Annotated in this window: 19 protein-coding genes; 4 read left to right on the top strand and 15 right to left on the bottom strand. The window is 66.1% G+C overall.

What is annotated here, in order from left to right:
- Positions 1-28: 28 nt before the first annotated feature.
- The 8 genes from QW868_RS02785 to QW868_RS02820 all read right to left on the bottom strand — a co-directional run bounded on the left by QW868_RS02785 (position 29) and on the right by QW868_RS02820 (position 6,357).
- Positions 29-1,048, bottom strand: a complete 1,020-nt coding sequence (locus QW868_RS02785) for a WD40 repeat domain-containing protein (protein ID WP_316229870.1) — start codon at positions 1,046-1,048, stop codon at positions 29-31.
- On the bottom strand, positions 1,048-2,088 hold the full coding sequence (locus QW868_RS02790) for a CobW family GTP-binding protein (RefSeq protein WP_409997649.1): 1,041 nt from the start codon (positions 2,086-2,088) through the stop codon (positions 1,048-1,050). Before QW868_RS02790 ends, QW868_RS02785 begins: the two co-directional genes overlap by 1 nt.
- A gap of 70 nt (positions 2,089-2,158) precedes the next feature.
- A complete protein-coding gene (locus tag QW868_RS02795; protein WP_315736443.1) occupies positions 2,159-3,034 on the bottom strand; it encodes a metal ABC transporter substrate-binding protein in 876 nt (291 codons plus the stop codon).
- 11 nt (positions 3,035-3,045) lie between these two features.
- Positions 3,046-3,918, bottom strand: a complete 873-nt coding sequence (locus tag QW868_RS02800; protein WP_409999051.1) for a metal ABC transporter permease — start codon at positions 3,916-3,918, stop codon at positions 3,046-3,048.
- Positions 3,915-4,667, bottom strand: coding sequence for an ABC transporter ATP-binding protein (locus tag QW868_RS02805; protein WP_316229871.1), 753 nt, complete (start codon positions 4,665-4,667; stop codon positions 3,915-3,917). The genes QW868_RS02800 and QW868_RS02805 overlap by 4 nt, the downstream gene beginning before the upstream one ends.
- 8 nt (positions 4,668-4,675) lie before the next feature.
- The gene (locus QW868_RS02810; protein ID WP_316229872.1) at positions 4,676-4,876 is read right to left on the bottom strand and encodes a hypothetical protein; all 201 of its coding nucleotides are present in this window, start codon (positions 4,874-4,876) and stop codon (positions 4,676-4,678) included.
- A gap of 320 nt (positions 4,877-5,196) precedes the next feature.
- Positions 5,197-5,583 (bottom strand): fluoride efflux transporter CrcB, encoded by a 387-nt coding sequence (gene crcB / locus QW868_RS02815; protein ID WP_315813734.1) that lies wholly within the window; start codon positions 5,581-5,583, stop codon positions 5,197-5,199.
- A gap of 174 nt (positions 5,584-5,757) precedes the next feature.
- Positions 5,758-6,357 carry a superoxide dismutase gene (locus QW868_RS02820; RefSeq protein WP_315753699.1) on the bottom strand — a complete coding sequence of 200 codons (600 nt, stop codon included), beginning with the start codon at positions 6,355-6,357 and terminating at the stop codon, positions 5,758-5,760.
- 105 nt (positions 6,358-6,462) lie between these two features.
- On the opposite strand from QW868_RS02820, the gene QW868_RS02825 reads away from it, so the two are divergent.
- Both QW868_RS02825 and QW868_RS02830 read left to right on the top strand, forming a co-directional pair.
- Positions 6,463-6,996 carry a GNAT family N-acetyltransferase gene (locus tag QW868_RS02825; protein WP_315736439.1) on the top strand — a complete coding sequence of 178 codons (534 nt, stop codon included), beginning with the start codon at positions 6,463-6,465 and terminating at the stop codon, positions 6,994-6,996.
- Positions 6,997-8,031: 1,035 nt separating this feature from the next.
- Positions 8,032-8,466, top strand: a complete 435-nt coding sequence (locus QW868_RS02830) for a DUF2147 domain-containing protein (RefSeq protein ID WP_315736438.1) — start codon at positions 8,032-8,034, stop codon at positions 8,464-8,466.
- A 7-nt stretch (positions 8,467-8,473) separates the two neighbouring features.
- Here the strand turns inward: QW868_RS02830 and QW868_RS02835 are convergent, their stop codons facing one another.
- Entirely contained in the window at positions 8,474-9,622 is a 1,149-nt protein-coding gene (locus tag QW868_RS02835) for a DUF3095 domain-containing protein (protein ID WP_316229873.1), read from the bottom strand.
- A 155-nt stretch (positions 9,623-9,777) separates the two neighbouring features.
- Between QW868_RS02835 and QW868_RS02840 the strand changes: the two genes are divergently transcribed.
- On the top strand, positions 9,778-10,578 hold the full coding sequence (locus tag QW868_RS02840; protein WP_316229874.1) for an RMD1 family protein: 801 nt from the start codon (positions 9,778-9,780) through the stop codon (positions 10,576-10,578).
- Positions 10,579-10,791: 213 nt separating this feature from the next.
- On the opposite strand, the gene QW868_RS02845 is transcribed toward QW868_RS02840, so the two are convergent.
- On the bottom strand, positions 10,792-11,508 hold the full coding sequence (locus tag QW868_RS02845) for an MgtC/SapB family protein (RefSeq protein ID WP_316229875.1): 717 nt from the start codon (positions 11,506-11,508) through the stop codon (positions 10,792-10,794).
- A gap of 156 nt (positions 11,509-11,664) precedes the next feature.
- Here QW868_RS02845 and QW868_RS02850 point away from each other — a divergent pair, with 156 nt between their 5' ends.
- Positions 11,665-12,072: a hypothetical protein gene (locus QW868_RS02850; RefSeq protein WP_315736434.1), complete on the top strand. Its 408-nt coding sequence runs from the start codon at positions 11,665-11,667 to the stop codon at positions 12,070-12,072.
- 10 nt (positions 12,073-12,082) lie between these two features.
- Here the strand turns inward: QW868_RS02850 and QW868_RS02855 are convergent, their stop codons facing one another.
- The 5 genes from QW868_RS02855 to QW868_RS02875 form a co-directional block, all read right to left on the bottom strand.
- A complete protein-coding gene (locus QW868_RS02855; protein ID WP_315779202.1) occupies positions 12,083-14,377 on the bottom strand; it encodes a heavy metal translocating P-type ATPase in 2,295 nt (764 codons plus the stop codon).
- A gap of 99 nt (positions 14,378-14,476) precedes the next feature.
- Positions 14,477-15,208, bottom strand: coding sequence for an SDR family NAD(P)-dependent oxidoreductase (locus tag QW868_RS02860; RefSeq protein WP_315736432.1), 732 nt, complete (start codon positions 15,206-15,208; stop codon positions 14,477-14,479).
- The gene (locus QW868_RS02865; protein ID WP_316229876.1) at positions 15,201-16,589 is read right to left on the bottom strand and encodes an AMP-binding protein; all 1,389 of its coding nucleotides are present in this window, start codon (positions 16,587-16,589) and stop codon (positions 15,201-15,203) included. Before QW868_RS02865 ends, QW868_RS02860 begins: the two co-directional genes overlap by 8 nt.
- Positions 16,576-16,821, bottom strand: a complete 246-nt coding sequence (locus tag QW868_RS02870; RefSeq protein ID WP_315716519.1) for an acyl carrier protein — start codon at positions 16,819-16,821, stop codon at positions 16,576-16,578. Before QW868_RS02870 ends, QW868_RS02865 begins: the two co-directional genes overlap by 14 nt.
- Positions 16,822-16,948: 127 nt before the next feature.
- Positions 16,949-18,754 (bottom strand): long-chain-acyl-CoA synthetase, encoded by a 1,806-nt coding sequence (locus tag QW868_RS02875; protein WP_316229877.1) that lies wholly within the window; start codon positions 18,752-18,754, stop codon positions 16,949-16,951.
- Positions 18,755-18,886: the final 132 nt, after the last annotated feature.

Raw genomic sequence — 18,886 nt, forward strand, 5'->3', positions numbered from 1 at the left:
CCATCGGAGCCTGCGCCCCTGTGTCCCATCAGAGCCGCAGTAGGCCGGCCTCGCCGCTTTCGTCCGAGAATGCGAGCCACGTTCCCGCGGCATTCCAGCCCAGCGCCACGATCGGCGGCGTCTCATTCCGCCGCACCAGGATCTCGGCGCCGTCCTGCATCCGCACCATCAGCACGGTGCCGTCCTCGTAGCCGCAGGCCAGGATGTCCTGCTTGGGATGGCAGGCGACCGCAGTGACCTTGGCCTTCATGGGCGCCAGCATCGCCGGCTCCTTGCCCATCGGGCCGTCCTTGCCGACGAACGGCCAGAGGATGACCATGTCGGCCCCCGAGGTCGCCAGGAAACGGCCGCCGCTGCCCCAGGACATCGACTTCACCCGCGAGGGGTAGCCAGTCATCCGCATGTGCCTGCTATCCGCGAGTCGCCAGCCATGCAGCGCCGGCTCATGCATCGCGGTGACCAGGAACTTGTTGTCCGGGCTGAAAGTGACGGCGTGATGCGAGCCGGCCCATCCTAAAAATTCCGGCTCGCCCGCCATGTTGGGAAACCACAAGGTCGCGCCGTTGTAATGCGCGATCGCGAGCCGCAGGCCCTTCGGCGCAAACGCAAGTCCGCCCGCGGTCGAGGGCACCTCGAGCGACTTCTCCTCGCCCTTGGGCTGACGCACGAACGCGGTCTTGCCGACCGACCAGGCGATCGCACCGTCCGGATGAAGCGCGACGTTGTCGATCCAGCGCCGCTTCGGATCGGTCACGAGCACGCTGACGCTGCCCGCCTTGTCGAGCGAGGAAACCTTGCCGTCATCGCCGCCGATCACGATGCGCGATCCGTCCGACACCGCCGACAGGATGCCGCCGCCTGACACCTCGACCTTGCTGATCTCACCCTCGCCGTCGACGACCGCGACGCTCTCCTCGGTGCCGACGAAGACGGCACGATCGCCGAGATAGTGCACGGCCGTGACCGCCATGCCGAGCGAGACCGGCTTCACCTTGTCGGTGACGGAGACGATCGATGCGGCCTCGCCGCCCTGGTCGAACGACGTCATCAGGTCACGATGCAGCGTTCGAAGCCTTCGCGGATGGCGTCTTCCGGCAGCTCGCGGCCGATGAAGACGACGCGGCTCTGGCGCGCCTCGTCGGGCTTCCACTTCCGCTGATGATCGCCTTCGAGCATCATGTGCACGCCCTGGAAGACGTAGCGGTCGTCATCGTCCTGAAACGACAGGATGCCCTTGGAGCGCAGGATCTTGCCGCCCTCGGTCTGCACCAGGTTCTGCAGCCACGGCATGAATTTCGACGGATCGAGCGGCTTGTCGGAGCGCAGTGACAGCGACTGCATCTCCTCGTCGTGATAGTGCTTCAGGCCGTGATCGTGATGATGATGGTGATCATGGCCGTGGTCGTGATCATGGTGGTGATGATCGTGATCGTCGCCCGCTTCGAGGAATTGCGGCTCGATCTCCAGAATGCGGTCGAGATCGAACGCGCCGCGCTCCAGCACGTCCGAGATCGCGATCTGGCAGCGCTCGGTGCGATGCAGCTTTGCGTAGGGGTTGATGGCGCGGATGCGCGCCTCGACCTCGGCGAGCTCCGGCTTGGTGACGAGATCGGTCTTGTTGAGCACGATCACGTCGGCAAACGCGATCTGGTTCTTCGCCTCCGGCGCATCCTTGAGCCGGTCCGACAGCCACTTCGCGTCGGCCACCGTCACGACCGCGTCGAGCCGCGCGTTCTTCTGCACGTCCTCGTCGACGAAGAAGGTCTGCGCCACCGGCGCCGGATCGGCCAGCCCGGTGGTCTCGACGATGATGGCGTCGAACTTGCCCTTGCGCCGCATCAGGCCGGAGATGATGCGCACGAGATCGCCGCGCACGGTGCAGCAGATGCAGCCGTTGTTCATCTCGAACACTTCCTCATCGGCGCCGACGATGAGGTCGTTGTCGATGCCGATCTCGCCGAATTCGTTGACGATGACGGCGTATTTCTTGCCGTGGTCTTCCGAGAGGATGCGGTTCAGAAGCGTGGTCTTGCCGGCCCCGAGATAGCCGGTCAGGACCGTCACTGGTGTCTTGCTCGCGTCGGACATGCTCACTCCGAAAACCTCAGATCGCGTCGAAAATGGCTCAAAAGCGCACCGCCGCGAGGGCTCGAAAACCCTAACGGACCAGCGCGCTCGTCAGGGCCCTTATATTGTGCCTGACCATGGCAATGTAAGTGGGAACGGGGCCCTTTTCATCGCTCAGGGCGTCGGAATACAGCGTCCCGCCAATCTTCGCGCCGGTCTCGGCGGCGATCCGGCCGACCAGCCGGTCGTCGTTGAAATTCTCCAGGAAGACGGCCGGAATCCCCGCTTTTTTCACTTGGCGGATGATCTCGGCGACGTCGCGGGCCGACGGCTCGGTCTCGGTGGAGACGCCGAGCGGGGCGATGAAGGCGACGCCATAGGCATCGGCGAAATAACCGAAGGCGTCATGGGTCGAGATCACCTTGCGCCGCTCGGCCGGGATCTTGTCGATCTCGGCGCGGACCTCGCGGTCGAGTGCATCGAGCTCGCCGAGATAGCGCTCCGCATTGGCCTTGAAGACTTCCGCGTCTGCGGGGTCGGCCGCGACCAGCGCATCGCGGATGTTCTTCACATAGGCCTTGGCGTTGCCGACCGACTGCCAGGCGTGCGGATCAGCATCCGAGCCGCGCTTGCGCGGGGTGATGCCCTGGGTGGCGACGACGATCGGCGCCTTGCTGCCGGAGGCCTGCTGCAGCCGCGGCAGCCAGCCCTCCAGCCCGAGGCCGTTGACGATCAGGAGCTGCGCGGCGCCGACATCCTTCGCATCATGCGGCGTCGGCGTGTAGACGTGCACGTCGCTGTCCGGCCCGACCAGCGAGGCGACATTGACCTTGTCACCGCCGACCTGGCGGACGAAATCAGCGAGAATCGAGAAGCTGGTGACGACGTTCAGCCGGGTCTCGGCCGATGCGGGGACAATCAGAACAAGGCCGAAGAGCAGGCTCAGCGCGGACAGCAGGCGTTTCATGGGCATCGACTTCAAGCTTCGAGATGGCGTCCCGGAAACAGTTGCGGAAGCACGCCGCCCACGCGTCCGAACAGTACCGAGCCGAGATAGAGCAAGGACGCGACCAGGATGATCGCAGGCCCCGAGGGAATGCGGGTCTGGAACGACAGCACCAGACCGACATAGCCGGAGACGATCGCAGACGCGACCGCGATGCAGATCATCGGCGTGACGTCGCGCGACCAGAACCGGGCGATCCCCGCCGGCAGGATCATCAGGCCGACCGCAAGCAAGGTGCCCAGCGCCTGGAATCCATTGACCAGATTGACGACGATCAGGGCGAGGAAGATCAGATGCGCCGGCGCACCGGCCCGGCTCACCGTGCGCAGGAACAAGGGATCGACGCTCTCCACCACCAGCGGGCGGTAGATCACGGCGAGCACCACGAGCGTGATGGTGGCGTTGGTCGCGACCATCAGCAAAGTCGGGTCGTCCATCGCCAGGATGTTGCCGAACAGCACGTGCAAGAGATCGACGTTGGTGCCCTTGACCGAGACGATGGTGACGCCGATCGCGAGTGACGCCAGATAGAAGGTCGCGAGCGACGCGTCCTCCTTCAGCCCGGTCGAGCGCGACACGAGGCCCGATAGCAGCGCCACGGCGAAGCCGGCGATCAGGCCGCCGGTCGTCATCGCGAACAAATTGAGCCCCGACAGCAGGAAACCGATCGCCGCGCCGGGAAGAATCGCATGTGCCATGGCGTCGCCGACCAGGCTCATGCGCCTGAGCATCAGGAATACGCCGATCGGCCCGGAGCCGAGCGACAGCGCGATGACCGCGGCGAGCGCGCGGCGCATGAACTCGAAATCCGAGAACGGAGCGAACAGCACCTCGCGCAGCATCATGCCGCCTTGGAGGCTTGCGCGGGCACGCAGGGTGCGGCGGCATCGTCGAACGCCTCGCACATCCGACGCGCCTGCGACAGATTGTCGGCGGTCAGCACCTCCGCCGTCGATCCCCAGGCCACGGCCTCGCGCGCCAGCAGCAGGGTCTGCGGGAAATGCGCGCGCACCATCTCCATGTCGTGCAGCGCCGCCAGCACGGTGCGCCGCTCGCCATGCCAGTGCTCGATCAGTTGCAACAGGTCGGCCGAGGTCTTCGTATCCATCGCATTGAACGGCTCGTCGAGCACGATCACCCGGGCATCCTGCAGCAGCACGCGCGCGAACAGCATGCGCTGCATCTGGCCGCCCGACAGCGTGCCGATGCCGCGGCCTTCGAATCCGGTGAGGCCGACGGCCGCGATCGCATGCGCGATCTTCTCGCGCGCGGCCGCGCCGATGCCGCCGAACATGCCGGTGCTGCGCCACAGTCCGGTGCTGACGAAATCGAACACCGAGATCGGGAAGGAGCGGTCGATATCGGCAATCTGCGGCAGATAAGCGATTTCGCGCGGCTTCAGGCCGGCCGCGGCGATGGTGCCGGCGAGCGGCTTCAACAGGCCGACGATGCCGCGGAACAGGGTCGACTTGCCGGCGCCGTTGGGACCGACCACCGCGAGCAGCGCGCCCGTCGCGACCTCACCGGTGAGGTGATGCACCGCCGGATGGCGGTCATAGCCCAGGGTCACGTCGCGAAATTGGAGCTGAGCCATTGCCGTCGTCACCGCATCGCCAGCCAGATGATCAGCCACAACACGGCGCTGGCGACCAACGCTGCGCCGAGCCGCGTGGTCACGGGCATGCGCAGGATCGACCACGGCGCGGCCTGCGCCGGATGCGGCGCAGCAGGCCCGTGGCTGTGGGCATGGCCGTGGCCATGTCCGTGCGCATGGTTGTGACTCTGGAGGGCGGACTGGGTCATCTCGTCAGAATGTTACATTATAACATCACCTCTGTCCACCGCGGCCGGGGGTGTTTCTGGGGCCGAAGGTCTTCGACGCACTCGTCATCGCGAGCGCAGCGACGCGATCCAGGCTGCCTCCGCGGAGGGGTTCTGGATTGCGTCGCTGCGCTCGCAATGACGGATGAGAGATCGCGCCGCTCTCCGATAAAGCGGTCGCCAGGACAGAGCTGCCAATTGGGTTCTCGTCATGCCTGGGCTTGTCCTGGCTTGCCCCGGCCACGACGGTGTGGAGAGGAGGCGCCTCTCCCTCGATCGACCTGCCCTCGGCAGCCAATTTGTCAGCTAAGATACCGCACCAGGGCCAAGCCGCCGAACAGGCCAGCGATCGAAATCCCGACCGATCCCAGGACATACAGCGCGGCCAAGCCCAGCGTACCCCGCTCATACAGCAGCGCGGTGTCGAGCGAGAACGCCGAGAACGTGGTGTAGCCGCCGAGGATGCCGGTCATCAGGAACAGCCGCCAATGCTGGGTCGCTTCGCCCTTGAAGGCGAGGTAGCCGGCGATCAGGCCCATCACGGTGGAGCCAGTGATATTGATGATGAAGGTGCCGTAGGGGAAGTCGGTGCCGAGCGCCCTGGCGCTCGCCATGTTGATCGCGTGCCGCAGCGATGCGCCGCAGCCGCCGCCAAAGAAAACGAGAAAATATCCGACCAGCTGATTCACGGGACCTCACCTGCAGACCACATCGCGACAATGGATGCCCTGCCCTTGCCACAAAAGATGCAAAACTTTTGCCGCAGAGGCTTCCGCCTTGCAAGGATCGCCCGCATCAAACCGCGTCGGGCATGAAAAAGGGCGGCGAGCCGAAGCCGCCGCCCGCACCTCGCATGCGAGGAATCAGATCGCCTTGCCGTAGAGCTCGTCGACGTAGTCCCAGTTGATCAGGTTCTCGACGAACGCCTTCAGATAGTCGGGACGACGGTTGCGATAGTCGATGTAGTAGGAGTGTTCCCAGACGTCGCAGCCGAGGATCGGGGTCGCGCCGTGCACCAGCGGGTTCTCGCCGTTCGGCGTCTTGGAGATTTCGAGCTTGCCGTTCTTGACCGAGAGCCAGCACCAGCCCGAGCCGAACTGGCCGACGCCGGCGGCCGCGAAGTCGGCCTTGAATTTCTCGAAGCCGCCGAGATCCTCGTCGATCTTCTTCTCGAGCCGGCCAGGCAGCTTGGAGCCGCCGCCGTTCGGCTTCATCCACGACCAGAAATGGATGTGGTTGAAGTGCTGGCCGGCATTGTTGAACACCGCGGGGTTCTTGCCGAACGAGCCCTTGACGATCTCCTCGAGGGACTTGCCTTCGAATTCGGTCCCCTTGATCGCATTGTTGCCGTTGGTCACATAGGCCTGATGATGCTTGTCGTGATGGTACTCGAGCGTCTCCTTGGACATGTAGGGTCCGAGGGCTTCATAGGCGTAAGGCAGGGGGGGAAGCGTAAAGGTCATGGGGGCGGTTCCGCAACTTGTGGAAGACGGGATTTAACGGGACCTTCTTATAGAAGGTTCCGACACCGTAAAACACCGTGAATTTGGAAAAAGCGAGCCGCTTTGATGAGCATCGAGATCGACATATTGAATGGTGACGCCGCCTGGCCGCTGGTCAAGCCGCTTTACGACGCGGTTTGGCCGCCGGAGGTGGTCGCCGGATTACCGTGGGCAGGTATCACATTTGCGCATGCCGACCTGCGGGTGCTGGTACAGGACGAGAGCGGCGAGGTGCTCTGCCATGTCGGCATCTATCGCCGACTCGTGAAATGGAACGGTCAGAACGTCAATGTCGGCGGCATCGGCGGCGTTTTGACGCGCGCCGACATGCGCAACCGCGGTCTCGCCACGGTGGGACTGAACGCGGCGATCCAGACCCTGCGGCACGAGGACTCGATCAACTACGCCGTCCTGTTCTGCGCGGCGGATCGCATCCCCTTCTATACGGCACGCGGCTTCATTCCGTTCGACGGCGACGTCTACGCCGAGCAGCCCGAGCAGGGCCGCATCCGCTTCGACACGCTGTCTGCGCTCGTGCACGACGTCAAGCGCACCGCGCCGACGCGCGGCACCATCGACCTCTGCGGCCTGCCGTGGTGAGGCCGCTCTTCCCTGTCGTCCCGGACAAGCGCGCGGCACGCGCGCGCAGATCCGGGACCATACCCGCAGGGAGATGTTTGAGGCACGCGGGTCATTGGCGCTTTGCCCATGATGTCCGCTGCGGAGTATGGGTCCCGGCTCAAGGCCGGGACGACAGCGGAGCACATGGCAGTCTTCCGAAAAAAATAATCACCTTGCGCTTTTTAAGAAATCATGATTGTATCCCGGCATCCCGCCTCACCGCAGAGGGGCGTTGCGCGCGATCGTCACGACACGCGAGGTGGGGATGCGATGGCCGCGTTGCTGCCGCAGCATGCTTATCGGCGTGCGGACGAACGGCAGCTTGCGGACGTGAAGTCGCAGCGTCCTGATACCCCGATGCTGGTATCAACCTGGCGCAATGCGAACGCATTGCGCTGGGGATGGTGGCCACAAGCCCGGCGCACCAGGGAGACTGCGTATAAGCGTGAAGACCGTCGCGCAGGGAATGCCGGTTGAATCGGCTTTGCCTGTGGTACCTGCCGCCTGCATTTTTTCAGCAGGCGGGCCATGGGTGAGGCCTTCACCCGGCATTCCCTGCGCCCTCTGCATTTTTGCAAGGGCCACGATGATCGCAGACCTCGGGCGTGAAGGGCCGCGAGACTGCAAAGCTATGTCCATCGCTGTTTGAACCGTGAAACCGCCTCACCCGCCGTCGTCGTCCCGGACAAGCCGTGACGCGCGCCAGCGCAGCATGGCGCCGATCCGGGACCCATACGCCGCGGCGGACGTGAGATGCGAAAAGCCAATGGCCGGCGTGCCTCAAACCGCTCCCTGGGGGTATGGGTCCCGGCTCAAGGGCCGGGACGACAGCGGAGTTTGTTGCGGCAGTCAAAACCATTTCCCGGCACATGCCATGAGACAATCGAACAAGGGATTGAGACGGCCCGTCGGCAATGCACCTGATCGTGATGATCATGCCTTGGACAACCGCACCTCGACGATTGCAACTGCGCCGTTTGCTGTTATGGAAACGCGGCTTCAACGGGGGGTAAGATGATTTGGAAATTGCGTTTGGCTGGTCTTGCGCTGGCGACCGTCGTGATGGCGCAGCCCGCTTTGGCCGCCGATGATCCGACCGGCACCTGGCTGACCCAGGCGGGCGACGCCAGGATCAAGGTCGCCAAATGCGGCGCCAATCTCTGCGGCACCGTCGTGTGGCTGAAGGAGCCGATGGACACCGACACCGGCAAGCCGGCCGTCGACAACAAGAATCCGAATCGCTCGCTGGCCAACCGCCCGATCATCGGGCTGCAACTGTTCGAAGGCGTTCACCCGGAGGGGCCGAACAAATGGTCCGGCAAGATCTACAACGCCGATGACGGCCAGAGCTACACCAGCCACATCTCCGTTTCCGGCCCGGATACGCTGAAGGTGGAAGGCTGCGTCGGATCGCTGTGCGGCGGCGAGACCTGGACCCGCTCCCGCTGATCCGCGCTCAGGCGACCGCGGCTTTCAACGCGGTCGCAGCCGACGCGTAGCCGCCTCGTGCGCCGTCGATGAAGTGGACGTGATCGGGCCGGATCGCGGACGGCGTGAAGCAGGTCATCATCGCGGCATCCTGCCGATGCAGCCCGTAGCGGACGATGCCGCGCGAGGCCGCCGCGCCGAGCCGGCGCTCCAGCTCCTGCGCGAGCTCGTCGGTGCAGTCGAGGATCATGCGCAGCGCATCGTCATATTTGCGGAAGTCGGAATTCTCGACCACCTGCTGCTTGTAGAGATCCGGCACGAAGCCGCCGATGCTGATGTTGAACCGCATCACGGCATAGACGAACAACGTACGTCCGAGCACGCGGGCCCAGCGCGAAAACAGCGGTCCGCGCGCGGCGCGGACCTCGTAGCCAAATCCCTGCGGCGGCCATCGCAACGCCGGCGCGCCGGCTGGCACCGGCCGCCCGGCGTCGGGGCTGCGCTCGGTGAGGGTGATGATCTCCTCGATCACCTTGCGATAGGCCTGCGCATCCGCGCCGGGAGCCGGCAGCACCAGCACCGACAGGATGACGCCGCGCGCCGCCGGAATCTCCTCGAAGCGGCACGAGAGTCCGGACAGATCGGGCTGCGCACCGGACGGCGCCGGGGGAATCGCGAACTCGCCCCGCTTCATCGCGGTCTCGGCCCAGCCCAATCCGCCGCCCGCGAACATCGCGTAGGACAGATTGGCCGATGGACCGTAGCGCGCCACGCGGACGTCGAGCCCCTGCGCGCGGATCGCGCTCACGGGCACCAGGGCGACGCGCATCGCGAGAGCGAGATCCTCCCTGACCCAGGTCGCGGTGGAGGCAAGGGCTTCGCGCGCGGCCGCTTCGTCATCCGGGCTGACGGCGAAGCTGGCGCCATCGCCCCCGAACACGAACGGGAATTCGCGCCCCTCCAAGGCATTGGTGACCGCGGCGATGACCGCCGCCCCGGCCATGTTGACCGCCTTGTAGCGCTTGTCGGCGATCGCCTTGGTCGACTCGACGATGTCGGCCGTGCCGATCAGCCAATCATCCGGCACCGGCTGGTAGAGCTGCGGCTCCATCAGGCGCGCAAAGCCGCGAAACACCGGAATCGAGGCATAGTAGTCCGCAGCGCTGGTCTTCGACATCGAGAGGCATCCGTCCGGGGTGCGCGTCCAATGAGGAGCTACGTTCATTCCTGTCAAGCGGGTTCAGGGAGCGATATTCGGCAGCGGACGTGTCGCCAGACGGATTGCGCCGCGTTATCGTTCCATCGGCAATGACGTGCTAGCCTTTCGCCATCATGGCCGACACCTCACCCGTTCCACAACTCGCCGCCCGCGCGCTCCAGATCGCGGACCGCATCAATACCGCCGGCTTCGAAGGCCAGGTGCTGTCGGCGACGCCGCTTGCGGTCCGCATCGGCGAGACGGGAGTCGCCGTGGTCTTCCGCTATGGCGTCGTCGTCTTCATCGGCCTGTCGGTGGCCGAGGAGATCAACTTCCTCGACCGGCTGAGCGCGCGGCTGTTCGGCCCCATCGCGCCGCACGAGGAGGAGACGGCCAAGGTCCAGGTCGCGCGCGAATCCGACGAACCGATCCCGGTCGGCGGCCCGGTCCTGGTCAAGGAATTGTCGCTGGAACGACTGCTCATCGTCGCCGATGCGCTGGCGAAGAGCGTCGTGCTCGGCCGCAGCGAGCGCGAGATCGCCAACGTGTTCGACACGATCGAGCCGTTCGCGCGCGAGCTGGCAATGCTGGGGCGAACGTCGAAGAGCCGGGTGGCGATGCTCAGGCTGCTCGGCGAGGCGCTGCTGGTGCAGCACCGGGTCTCCGGCCGCGTGGCGGTCGGCGAGAAGCCGGACGTGTTGTGGGACCGGCCCGATCTGGAGCGGCTCTATGCGCGGCTCGAGGACGAGTATGAGCTGAAGGAACGGGAGGAAACCCTCAACCGCAAGCTCGCGGTGATCGCCGAGACGGCGACCACGCTCGCCGACATCATCGACACCAAGCGCTCGCTGCGGCTCGAGGTGATCGTCGTCATCCTGATTGCCAGCGAGATCGTGCTCGGCTTCTACGAGATCTTCGCCCGCGGCGGGCACTGACGATGGAGCTGCCGCACGCCGGGCGACCGAGGGCGTTGCATTCAGCGATGGTTCAGGCGCGACATGGAACTTTCGCCTGGGCGCGATGAGCGATGCGGGGGATGTCGAACCATGACGTGGGTGGGGAGCTTGCGACGACCGCCGGCGGCCGGCAGCCACGAGGTGTGGCGAGCGCCCCGCCGCCGGTGCGGCGATGCTGGTCGGCCAATGCCGTCACACCAGCGCTCTGACGTTCCAGGTCGCATGACGGACCCCGGCGAGCTTCGCCAGCTCGGACACGACGCGGTCGAGATCGACCGCATCGACCGCGAGCGGCACCAGCGTCGCGACGATCTCGACGATGTCCTCCGACCGATAGACGACCTCGGTCTCCCGCACCGGGTATTTGGCCGCCTCCAGCCGCTCGTCGAGCGCCTCGCGCAACTCGGCGGCGCGCAGCCCGTCGGTGGTCAGGACGATCTCGTAGTGCGCCTCCGACGTCTGCGCATTGAGCGGGATGCGATCGATCGCGTTGACCAGCGGCCGCAACAGCGTGTTGCCGGCCAGCACGAACACGGTCAGCGCCACCGATTGCGCGATCAGGTCGGCGCCGGCGCAGGCGCCGACCGCGGCGGACGCCCACAGCGTCGCGGCGGTGTTGAGCCCGCGGACGTTCATGCCCTCCTTCATGATCGTGCCGGCGCCGAGGAAGCCTATCCCCGACACCACATAGGCGATGATCCGCACCGCGCCGTCGGCGCCGGTGAGGCGGTTGCCGAGGTCGACGAAGGCGGCCGCGCCGACGGCCACCAGCACGTTGGTGCGCAGCCCGGCGCTGCGCTGCCGGTATTGCCGCTCGGCGCCGATCAGCGTCCCCAGCACGAAAGCTGCGAACAGGCTGACGAGCGTGTCGAGGAAATCATAGACCTGGAAGGTGTGGAGGAATCGCATGGGCTTGCCGACTGTCTGCGGTATTGTGCTCCGTGGCCCGCCTGGCGGCAGCGACACGCGTGGCATCCGGCGGCGGAACCGCCGCGAGAAGCCGCTTTCTTAGAACGTCCTTGATCGAAATCAAATCCCAGTCCCTCCCGCATATTTTAGGCTAATATGATCAACAGGCAGATGACGTCCGGCAAACACATGACGCCATTCTCCGACGTCCGCAGGGATCACAGCCCGGCCGTCCGGCTGGGGCATGATGCGGTGAGTGCGGTGAAGCTGTCCCAGGAGCTCACCGCCGAGATCGACGCCTGGGCGGAGGCCCACCAGATGACACGCTCCGACGCCATCGGCCAATTGCTCACGATCGGCCTGCATGCATCGCGGCCGGCAGCAACAGGGCAGCTCACGTCGCGGGATCCCGTCGCCATCGAGCAGAATGCGATCCGGCTGATCGATCGGATGCTCGACCCGAACCTGGCGGCCGACGAGCGCCAGCGGCGGATTCGCCGCCTGATCGAAGGTCCCGCGGAATTTGCCAACGAGCGGATCGACCTGCCGCGGCATCCGGGCTGACGCGAACGGCTCAGGCGGCCGAGCGCGCCACCACGGCCTCGTAGATGTCGTCCTCCTGCGCCGTGTGCATGCGCACCAGCGTCTCGATCGCCTCGATCACCCGTTGCGCATCGCGGATCAGATAGCGGTCCACATGCTCGGACGGCAGATCCTCGACCAGCCGGCCGAGCAGCCGCGCCAGATGCAGGATCTCGCGATGCGCCCGGCTCATCGCCGACAGGCCATGGCTCTCCTGCAGGAGCCGCGCGAGCTTCGGATAGACCGAGCCTTCGTCGTCGCGCTCATGCGCCACGACCTTGTCCTGCACCAGGCCGTTCGCCTCCATGATCAGCGCGACGGCGCCGTCGGGCGAGGCCTCGTCGAGCGCATCGACGATCGAGCGCAGGCGGTCGAGGCCGCGCAGCAACGCCTGGTGATCATGCCTGAGCCCGCGGCCGTCTTCGGCCGTGATCCGGCCGGCCTTGCTGCGGCCAGCCGGGAACAAAGCGCGGAGCGCGTTCAGGATGACGGCGACGTCGATGGCCTCCTGGGCCAGGGCGGCAGGCACCGGCTGCAGCAGGCCGAAGGCGGCGGCCCCCATCGCGACAAACGACAGGCCCATGCCGACGAAGATGCTCTCCAGGGCGATGCGCCGGGCGCGCTGCGCGATCACGATCGCCTCGCCGACCCGATCGAGCCGGTCGGCAAGAATGACCACGTCGGCTGCTTCCGACGAGGCGCTGGCACCACGGGCGCCGAGCGCGATGCCGACATCGGCGGAGGCCAGCGCAGGGGCATCGTTGATGCCGTCGCCGACCATGATCGTGGGATGCAGCCGCTGCTCGGTCTTGACCGCCTCCACCTTGTCGGAGGGGACACGGTCCGCCAGCACGGCGTCGAGGTCGAGCGCCGCACCGATCGCCTGCGCGGCCGCGGCGCGGTCCCCGGTCACCATGACCATGCGCGCGATGCCGGCCTCGCGCAGCCAGCGGATCGCCCGCGGCGTATCCGCACGCAGCTCGTCGGCCAGCAGCAGCGCCCCGATCGGGCGCCCCTCGACGGCAACGAAGACGATCAGGGCTGAACGCCATGACGCCCGGCGGATCGCGCGCGCCGCCCAAGCCGGCGGCGTGCGGCTGCCGAGCACGAGGTCGCGCGAGCCGGCCATCACAGGGCGGCCATCGATCAGCCCTTCGAGGCCCGAGCCCATGGTCTCCCTGACCTGTTCGGGCACCTTCAGCTTCAGCCCGCGGGCCTGGCCGGCCTGAACGATCGCGTGCGCCACCACGTGGTGCGAGGCCTGCTCGAGCGATGCGCAGAGCAGCAGTACCGCATCGGCGTCCTCGCCCGGTGCCGCGTCGACCGAGAGCAGCCGCGCGCCGCCGACGGTCAGCGTGCCCGTCTTGTCGAACAGCACGGTATGGGCACGCGCGAGCGCCTCCAGCTTGCCGCCGCCCTTGACCAGGATGCCGCTGCGCGCGGCCTGCGCGACCCCCGCGATGAAGGCCACGGGTGCGGCGAGGATCAACGGGCAGGGCGTCGCGGCGACCAGCACCGCGAGGCTCCGGATCAGATCGCCCGAGGCGAACCAGGCGGCCGCCGCAATGGCGAGGCTGACGGGCAGAAAGATCAGGGCATAGCGGTCGGCAAGCCGCACGAACGGCGCCTTCGCGGTCTGGGCCGTCGTCACCAGCTTGACGATGCCGGCATAGGTGCTTTCGCCCGCGGTGGCCGTGACCACCATTTCGAACGTGTCGCCGGCGTTCACCGATCCCGAAAGGATCGCCATCCCGCGCGTCTTCGTCACCGGGATCGGCTCACCCGTGAGCGCCGACTCGTCGACGACGGCGATCGTCGCTTCGACCATGCCATCGACCGGGATGATTTCGCCGGCGCGGACCATCAGGCGATCACCGACCGCGACGCTGGCGATCGGAACGTTGTCGATGTCGTCGCCACGGCGGCGATGCGCCTCGCGCGGCGCGCGATCGACCAGCGCGCGCAGATCGTGCTCAGCGCGGGCGACGGCAATGTCTTCCAGCACGTTGCCGCCAGCATACATCAGCGCCACGACAGCGCCGGCCAGCGGCTCGCCGAGGATGATTGCCGCGCTCATCGACACCAGAGCAATCGCGTCGACGCCGATGCGGCCGGCCAGGAAATCGCGGACGATCGAGACGATCAGCCCGAGGATAACAGGAACGGTCGAGGCCGTGAACGCGATCCCGGCAAGATCGGGGCGACCGACCACATGCGCGAGCCCGCCCGCGGCGAGGCCCGCGATTGCGATTGCGACGAGGCTCCACCGCAGAATGCGCTCGAACATGGATACCGGTTCCGGATTGCGCCGGCACTATCGCTGCTGCCGCCCGTCGGACGCTTGAGCGAAATCAACGGCAAGAGCGACCGATCGCCGCAAATGGCCTCAGGCGGTATTGCCTGCGTCGACCGTCAGCACGGTGCCGGTGACATTGCGCCCGCCGTCGCCGAGCAGGAATTCAACCATCGCGGCCACGTCATCGGTTTCCGGCAGCCGCCGCAACGCGCTCCGGCCGGCGATGCGCCGCTGTTGCTCCTCGTCCATGCTCTGCGTCAGCTCGGTGGCGATGAAGCCCGGCGCGATCGCGTTCACGGTGATGCCGACCTTGCCGACCTCGCGCGCCAACGAGCGCGTGAAGCCGTTGGCGGCCGCCTTGGTCGCGCCGTAGACGGACAGGCCGTTGTAGCCGGTAGAGGCGATGATCGAGGAGATGTTGATCACCCGCCCCTCGCCCGCGGCCATCATGTGGCGAACGACGTATTTCGTCAGGATCATCGGCGCCAGCACGTTGAGCCGCACCAGCGCCTCGATCTCCGAATTGTGCATGGTCGCGAGCAGCCCTTCAGTGCCGAGACCGGCATTGTTGACGAGACCATAGAGCGGACCGAACTCGTCGCGGACCGACTTCACGAAGGCCGGAAGGTCGTCAACGACGCTGAGGTCGCAGGCGCGGAAATGAATGCCGGCGCTGCTGGCGCTGAACTCGGCCATCGCGGCGCGCAGTTCGTCGCTCTCCCGGCGGGCCACCGCGATGACGTCATAGCCCGCTCCCGCGAGCCTGCGCGCGATGGCGAGCCCGATGCCACGGCTGCCGCCGGTGACGAGAACATTATGCATCGGCGCGCGCCAGCTTGCCGGCCGGTGTGACGTCGAGCGCTGGCACGACGCGGATCATCGCCGGCACCTTGTGAGCCGCGAGACGCGCGCGACACGCGGCGAGGATCTCATTGCGAACCGTCTCACTCCGCGCCGGATCGGCATCCGCCGTCAGCACGACCTCGGCGACGACGATGCCGCCGGTGATCGGGCTGCGTCGCGACTTGGCGCGCGACATCCGCACCTCGGGATGGCCATTGATCACGGCTTCGATCTCTTCGGGATGGACCTTGAGCCCGCCGACATTGATGATGCCGTTCCGGCGCCCGACGAAGTAGTAGCGATCGCCGCGCAGCTCGACCATGTCGCCGGTGTCGACATAGCCGTCCGTATCGGTCAGGGCAGCCGCAGCGCGTCCGACATAGGCGTGCGCCGCGCGCCTGGAGCGGATGCGCAGCGAGCCGTCGAAGACCTTCATGTCGACGGCACCGCGGCCTTCGCCGAGCAGCGTCGCAGGAAAACCCTCCAGCCCATCATTGACCGCGAAGCCGACGCCGGCCTCCGTCGAGGCGTAGGCATGACCGATCGAAGCGTCGGGAAATGCCTGCTTCAATCCGTCGAGCACGGCCTGGTCGGCGATCTCGCCGGAGAGACGCACATAGCGCGGCGCAAAGCCTTCCACCGACCCACTCATCAGCAGCTTGCGCCAATGCGACGGCGTTCCGGACATGTGAGTGACGCCGCGTGCGTTGAGACGCGCGATGTGGTCCGTGAGACCCTCGCCCGAATCCGACAGCACCATCGAGCCGCCGCCGACGATGGCACGCAGGAAGATCTGCAGGCCGCCATAGCGGCGAATGTCGTAGAAGGTCGCCCACACCGGCATCGCTTCGCCAGGACCTGGACGGTCGCCGATGATCGCGCCGCACAGGCCCTCGAGCGTATGCCCGACAATCTTCGGCACGCCCGATGTGCCTGATGTCAGCATCAGCCATTCGGTGGCGCGCACCGTCTGCACCACCTCGACAGAAGGTTGCGACAGGGCGACCTCGATCACGAGATCCACGCCGCAGGCGTCGAAACGCTGGACCTCATCGGTCACGATGACGTCGATGTCCGCATCGGCGATGATGCTGGCGAGATGCTCGCCCTTGAGATCCGGCGGACACAACAGCAGGCGCCGCGCGACGCCGTCGATCTCGATCAGCGCGAGGCCGGCGAGCAACTGGCCGGAGGTCGCCAGCAGCACCGAACGTCCGTTGAGCTCTTTGGTGCGGCCGCCGAGGCAGCTTCCACGCGAGAGCTCGGCGAGCGATAGGACGTGACGCGGATCGGAGATCGTCCGCTCGGTCAGCGCGGTCCCGAGATGGTCGCGAAGGGCGAAGATCTCACGCGGGGACATTCTCATAGGCCCCGATGAAGTCGCCTATCGTGTTGGGGAACGTCACGTCCTCGGACAGTGTGAACGGATCGACGCCGAGATCGTCCTCGAGACGGGCGACCAGGATGGCAAAAGCGAGCGAGTCGAAGCCGGTCTCGTGCAACGTCAGCTCGTCGGTCAGCGGCGGCAGCTTGACCTTCTGCTCGTCCGCAATCTGCTTGATCGCTGCAATGATTCTTAACCGTACCGACATGGGCCAATCCGCTCACTGTTCAAACGATGAAACCGACCATAGGACGAGAAGGTGAAGGAAGCCGGACTTCCCAGCCATCTTTCGGGACCGTTGGTAAATACCCATCATGGCCTATGATTAAAATCATCTACAAACGAACCTCGCCGGCGAGGATCCGCGCATGGATATCCCGATCGAGCAGGCAATAGGCACCCGTCCCGGCGTCCCGCACGTAGAGCGGCTCGTGCACGATCGACGGATCGAAGCCGTCGCGCATCAGCTCCCGCTTCTTCTGCTTGAAGGTCTCCGTCGACTGCAGCGACGACGTGATGCGGAGCGCCACCGGGCGCGCATAGGGCGGCAACCGGCAGGCAAGTTCTACGGAGAGGCGATCGAGATCGAAGCTGTCGCCGACAACGAGCGCCGCCATGCCGGCGCGTCCATCGCTGCCCGGCACGACGACACCATAGGTCGATGCTTCCAACACGCCGGGACATTGCAGGATCGCCTCGTTCACCTCGCTGGTCGCAACGTTCTCGCCCTTCCAGCGGAAGGTGTCGCCGACGCGATCGACGAAATAGAAGAAGCCTTGGTCATCCTGGCGCATCAGGTCGCCGGTGCGGAACCAGGCATCGCCCTTCGCGAAGACGTCGCGCAGGATCTTCTTCTCGGTCTCGCCCGTGTCGGTATAGCCCTCGAAGCGGCCGCCTCCCTGGTCCGCCGTACCGATGCGGCCAATGGCTTCGCCGATCTCGCCGCGCGCGCAGACCAGGCACCGCCCATCGGGTCCGCGCAAGGGTGCGCGCTGGTCGGCGTCCAGCTTGATGATTTCGGCGGGAAAGCGATGCGCGAGCAGCGACGGCACGCGCCCGATCGATCCCACCCTGCCCTCGACATTGTAGAGTGAGAAGTTGCCTTCGGTCGCGGCATAGAATTCCAGCACCTGGGGAATGACGAAGCGCGCCTGGAACGCCTCCCAGACGTCACCGCGCATTCCGTTGCCGCAGGCGAGCCGCAGCCGATGGGCGCTGTCGAAATCGGATGGCGCGGCGGCCAGCAGGTAGCGGCAGAGCTCGCCGATATATTGCACCAGCGTGCAATCGTGACGAACGATGTCGCGCCAAAAATTGCTCGCCGAGAATTTCTCGGCGAGCACCGCCGCACCGCCGGCGCGCAGCATGCTGCAGGGCGCGACGATGCCGCCGACGGAATGATAGACAGGCAGACAGTCATAGAGGCGATCGTCGGGACCTGCACCGGTGAGGCCGGCAAACCAGCCGCCCCAGTTCATGATGCGGCGATGGCTGATGCTGGCGGCCTTGGGCAGGCCCGTCGTGCCGGAGGTGTAGATCAGCAGCGCGCGGTCGTTGATCGTCACGGCGCGGCGCTCAGTTGCGTCGAGCGCGTGCGTATCCATCGCGGCGACCGCGACGTCGAGATCGCCGCCATCGGCAACCCAGACACGCGGCCCGCCTGCGATCACCGGCGCAACCTCCGTATAGGCTTCGTGGAAGTCCTTGGAGACGATCACATGGACTGGCCGAGCCACATTGATGCAATGCGCGAGCGACGGTCCGATCAGATTGGTGTTGATGAGCGCAACCGTGCCGCCGACGCGGCTGATCCCAAGCCAGGCGGCCAGGTAGTCGGGCCGGCTCGGCATCATCAAAGCGACCGTGTGACCAGGCCCGATGCCGTTGGCCAGCGCCCAACGGGCGTATTGGTTGATGCGCGCAGACAGGGCGGAATAGCTCAGCGTCTCGCGATCGGAGACGAGCGCCGGCCGTTCGGGCTGCTTCGCAGCCCAGTCGTCCACCACGTCGGCGAACAGCCGCGCCGGCTCTGCCTCGATGCGCGAGGTCAGCTCGATCGCCTTCAGCCAGATCTTTGCCGCCGACGGCCTTCGAGGGGACGTGCTGAGTTCCACAGACCGGTCCGCCCGCTCGGAGTTCATGACTGCCCCCACCTCAATCCGGGGCGCTTATAGGCCCACCGGCCTGACCAGCCGTTAACCGGGAGGGTTAACCGGCCGAGAGTGCGTCGCTGTTGATGCGAATGCGATCCTTTACGAAGTTCTCGGAAATGC

The organism is Bradyrhizobium sp. SZCCHNR1051 (assembly GCF_032489615.1).
GTDB lineage: Bacteria > Pseudomonadota > Alphaproteobacteria > Rhizobiales > Xanthobacteraceae > Bradyrhizobium.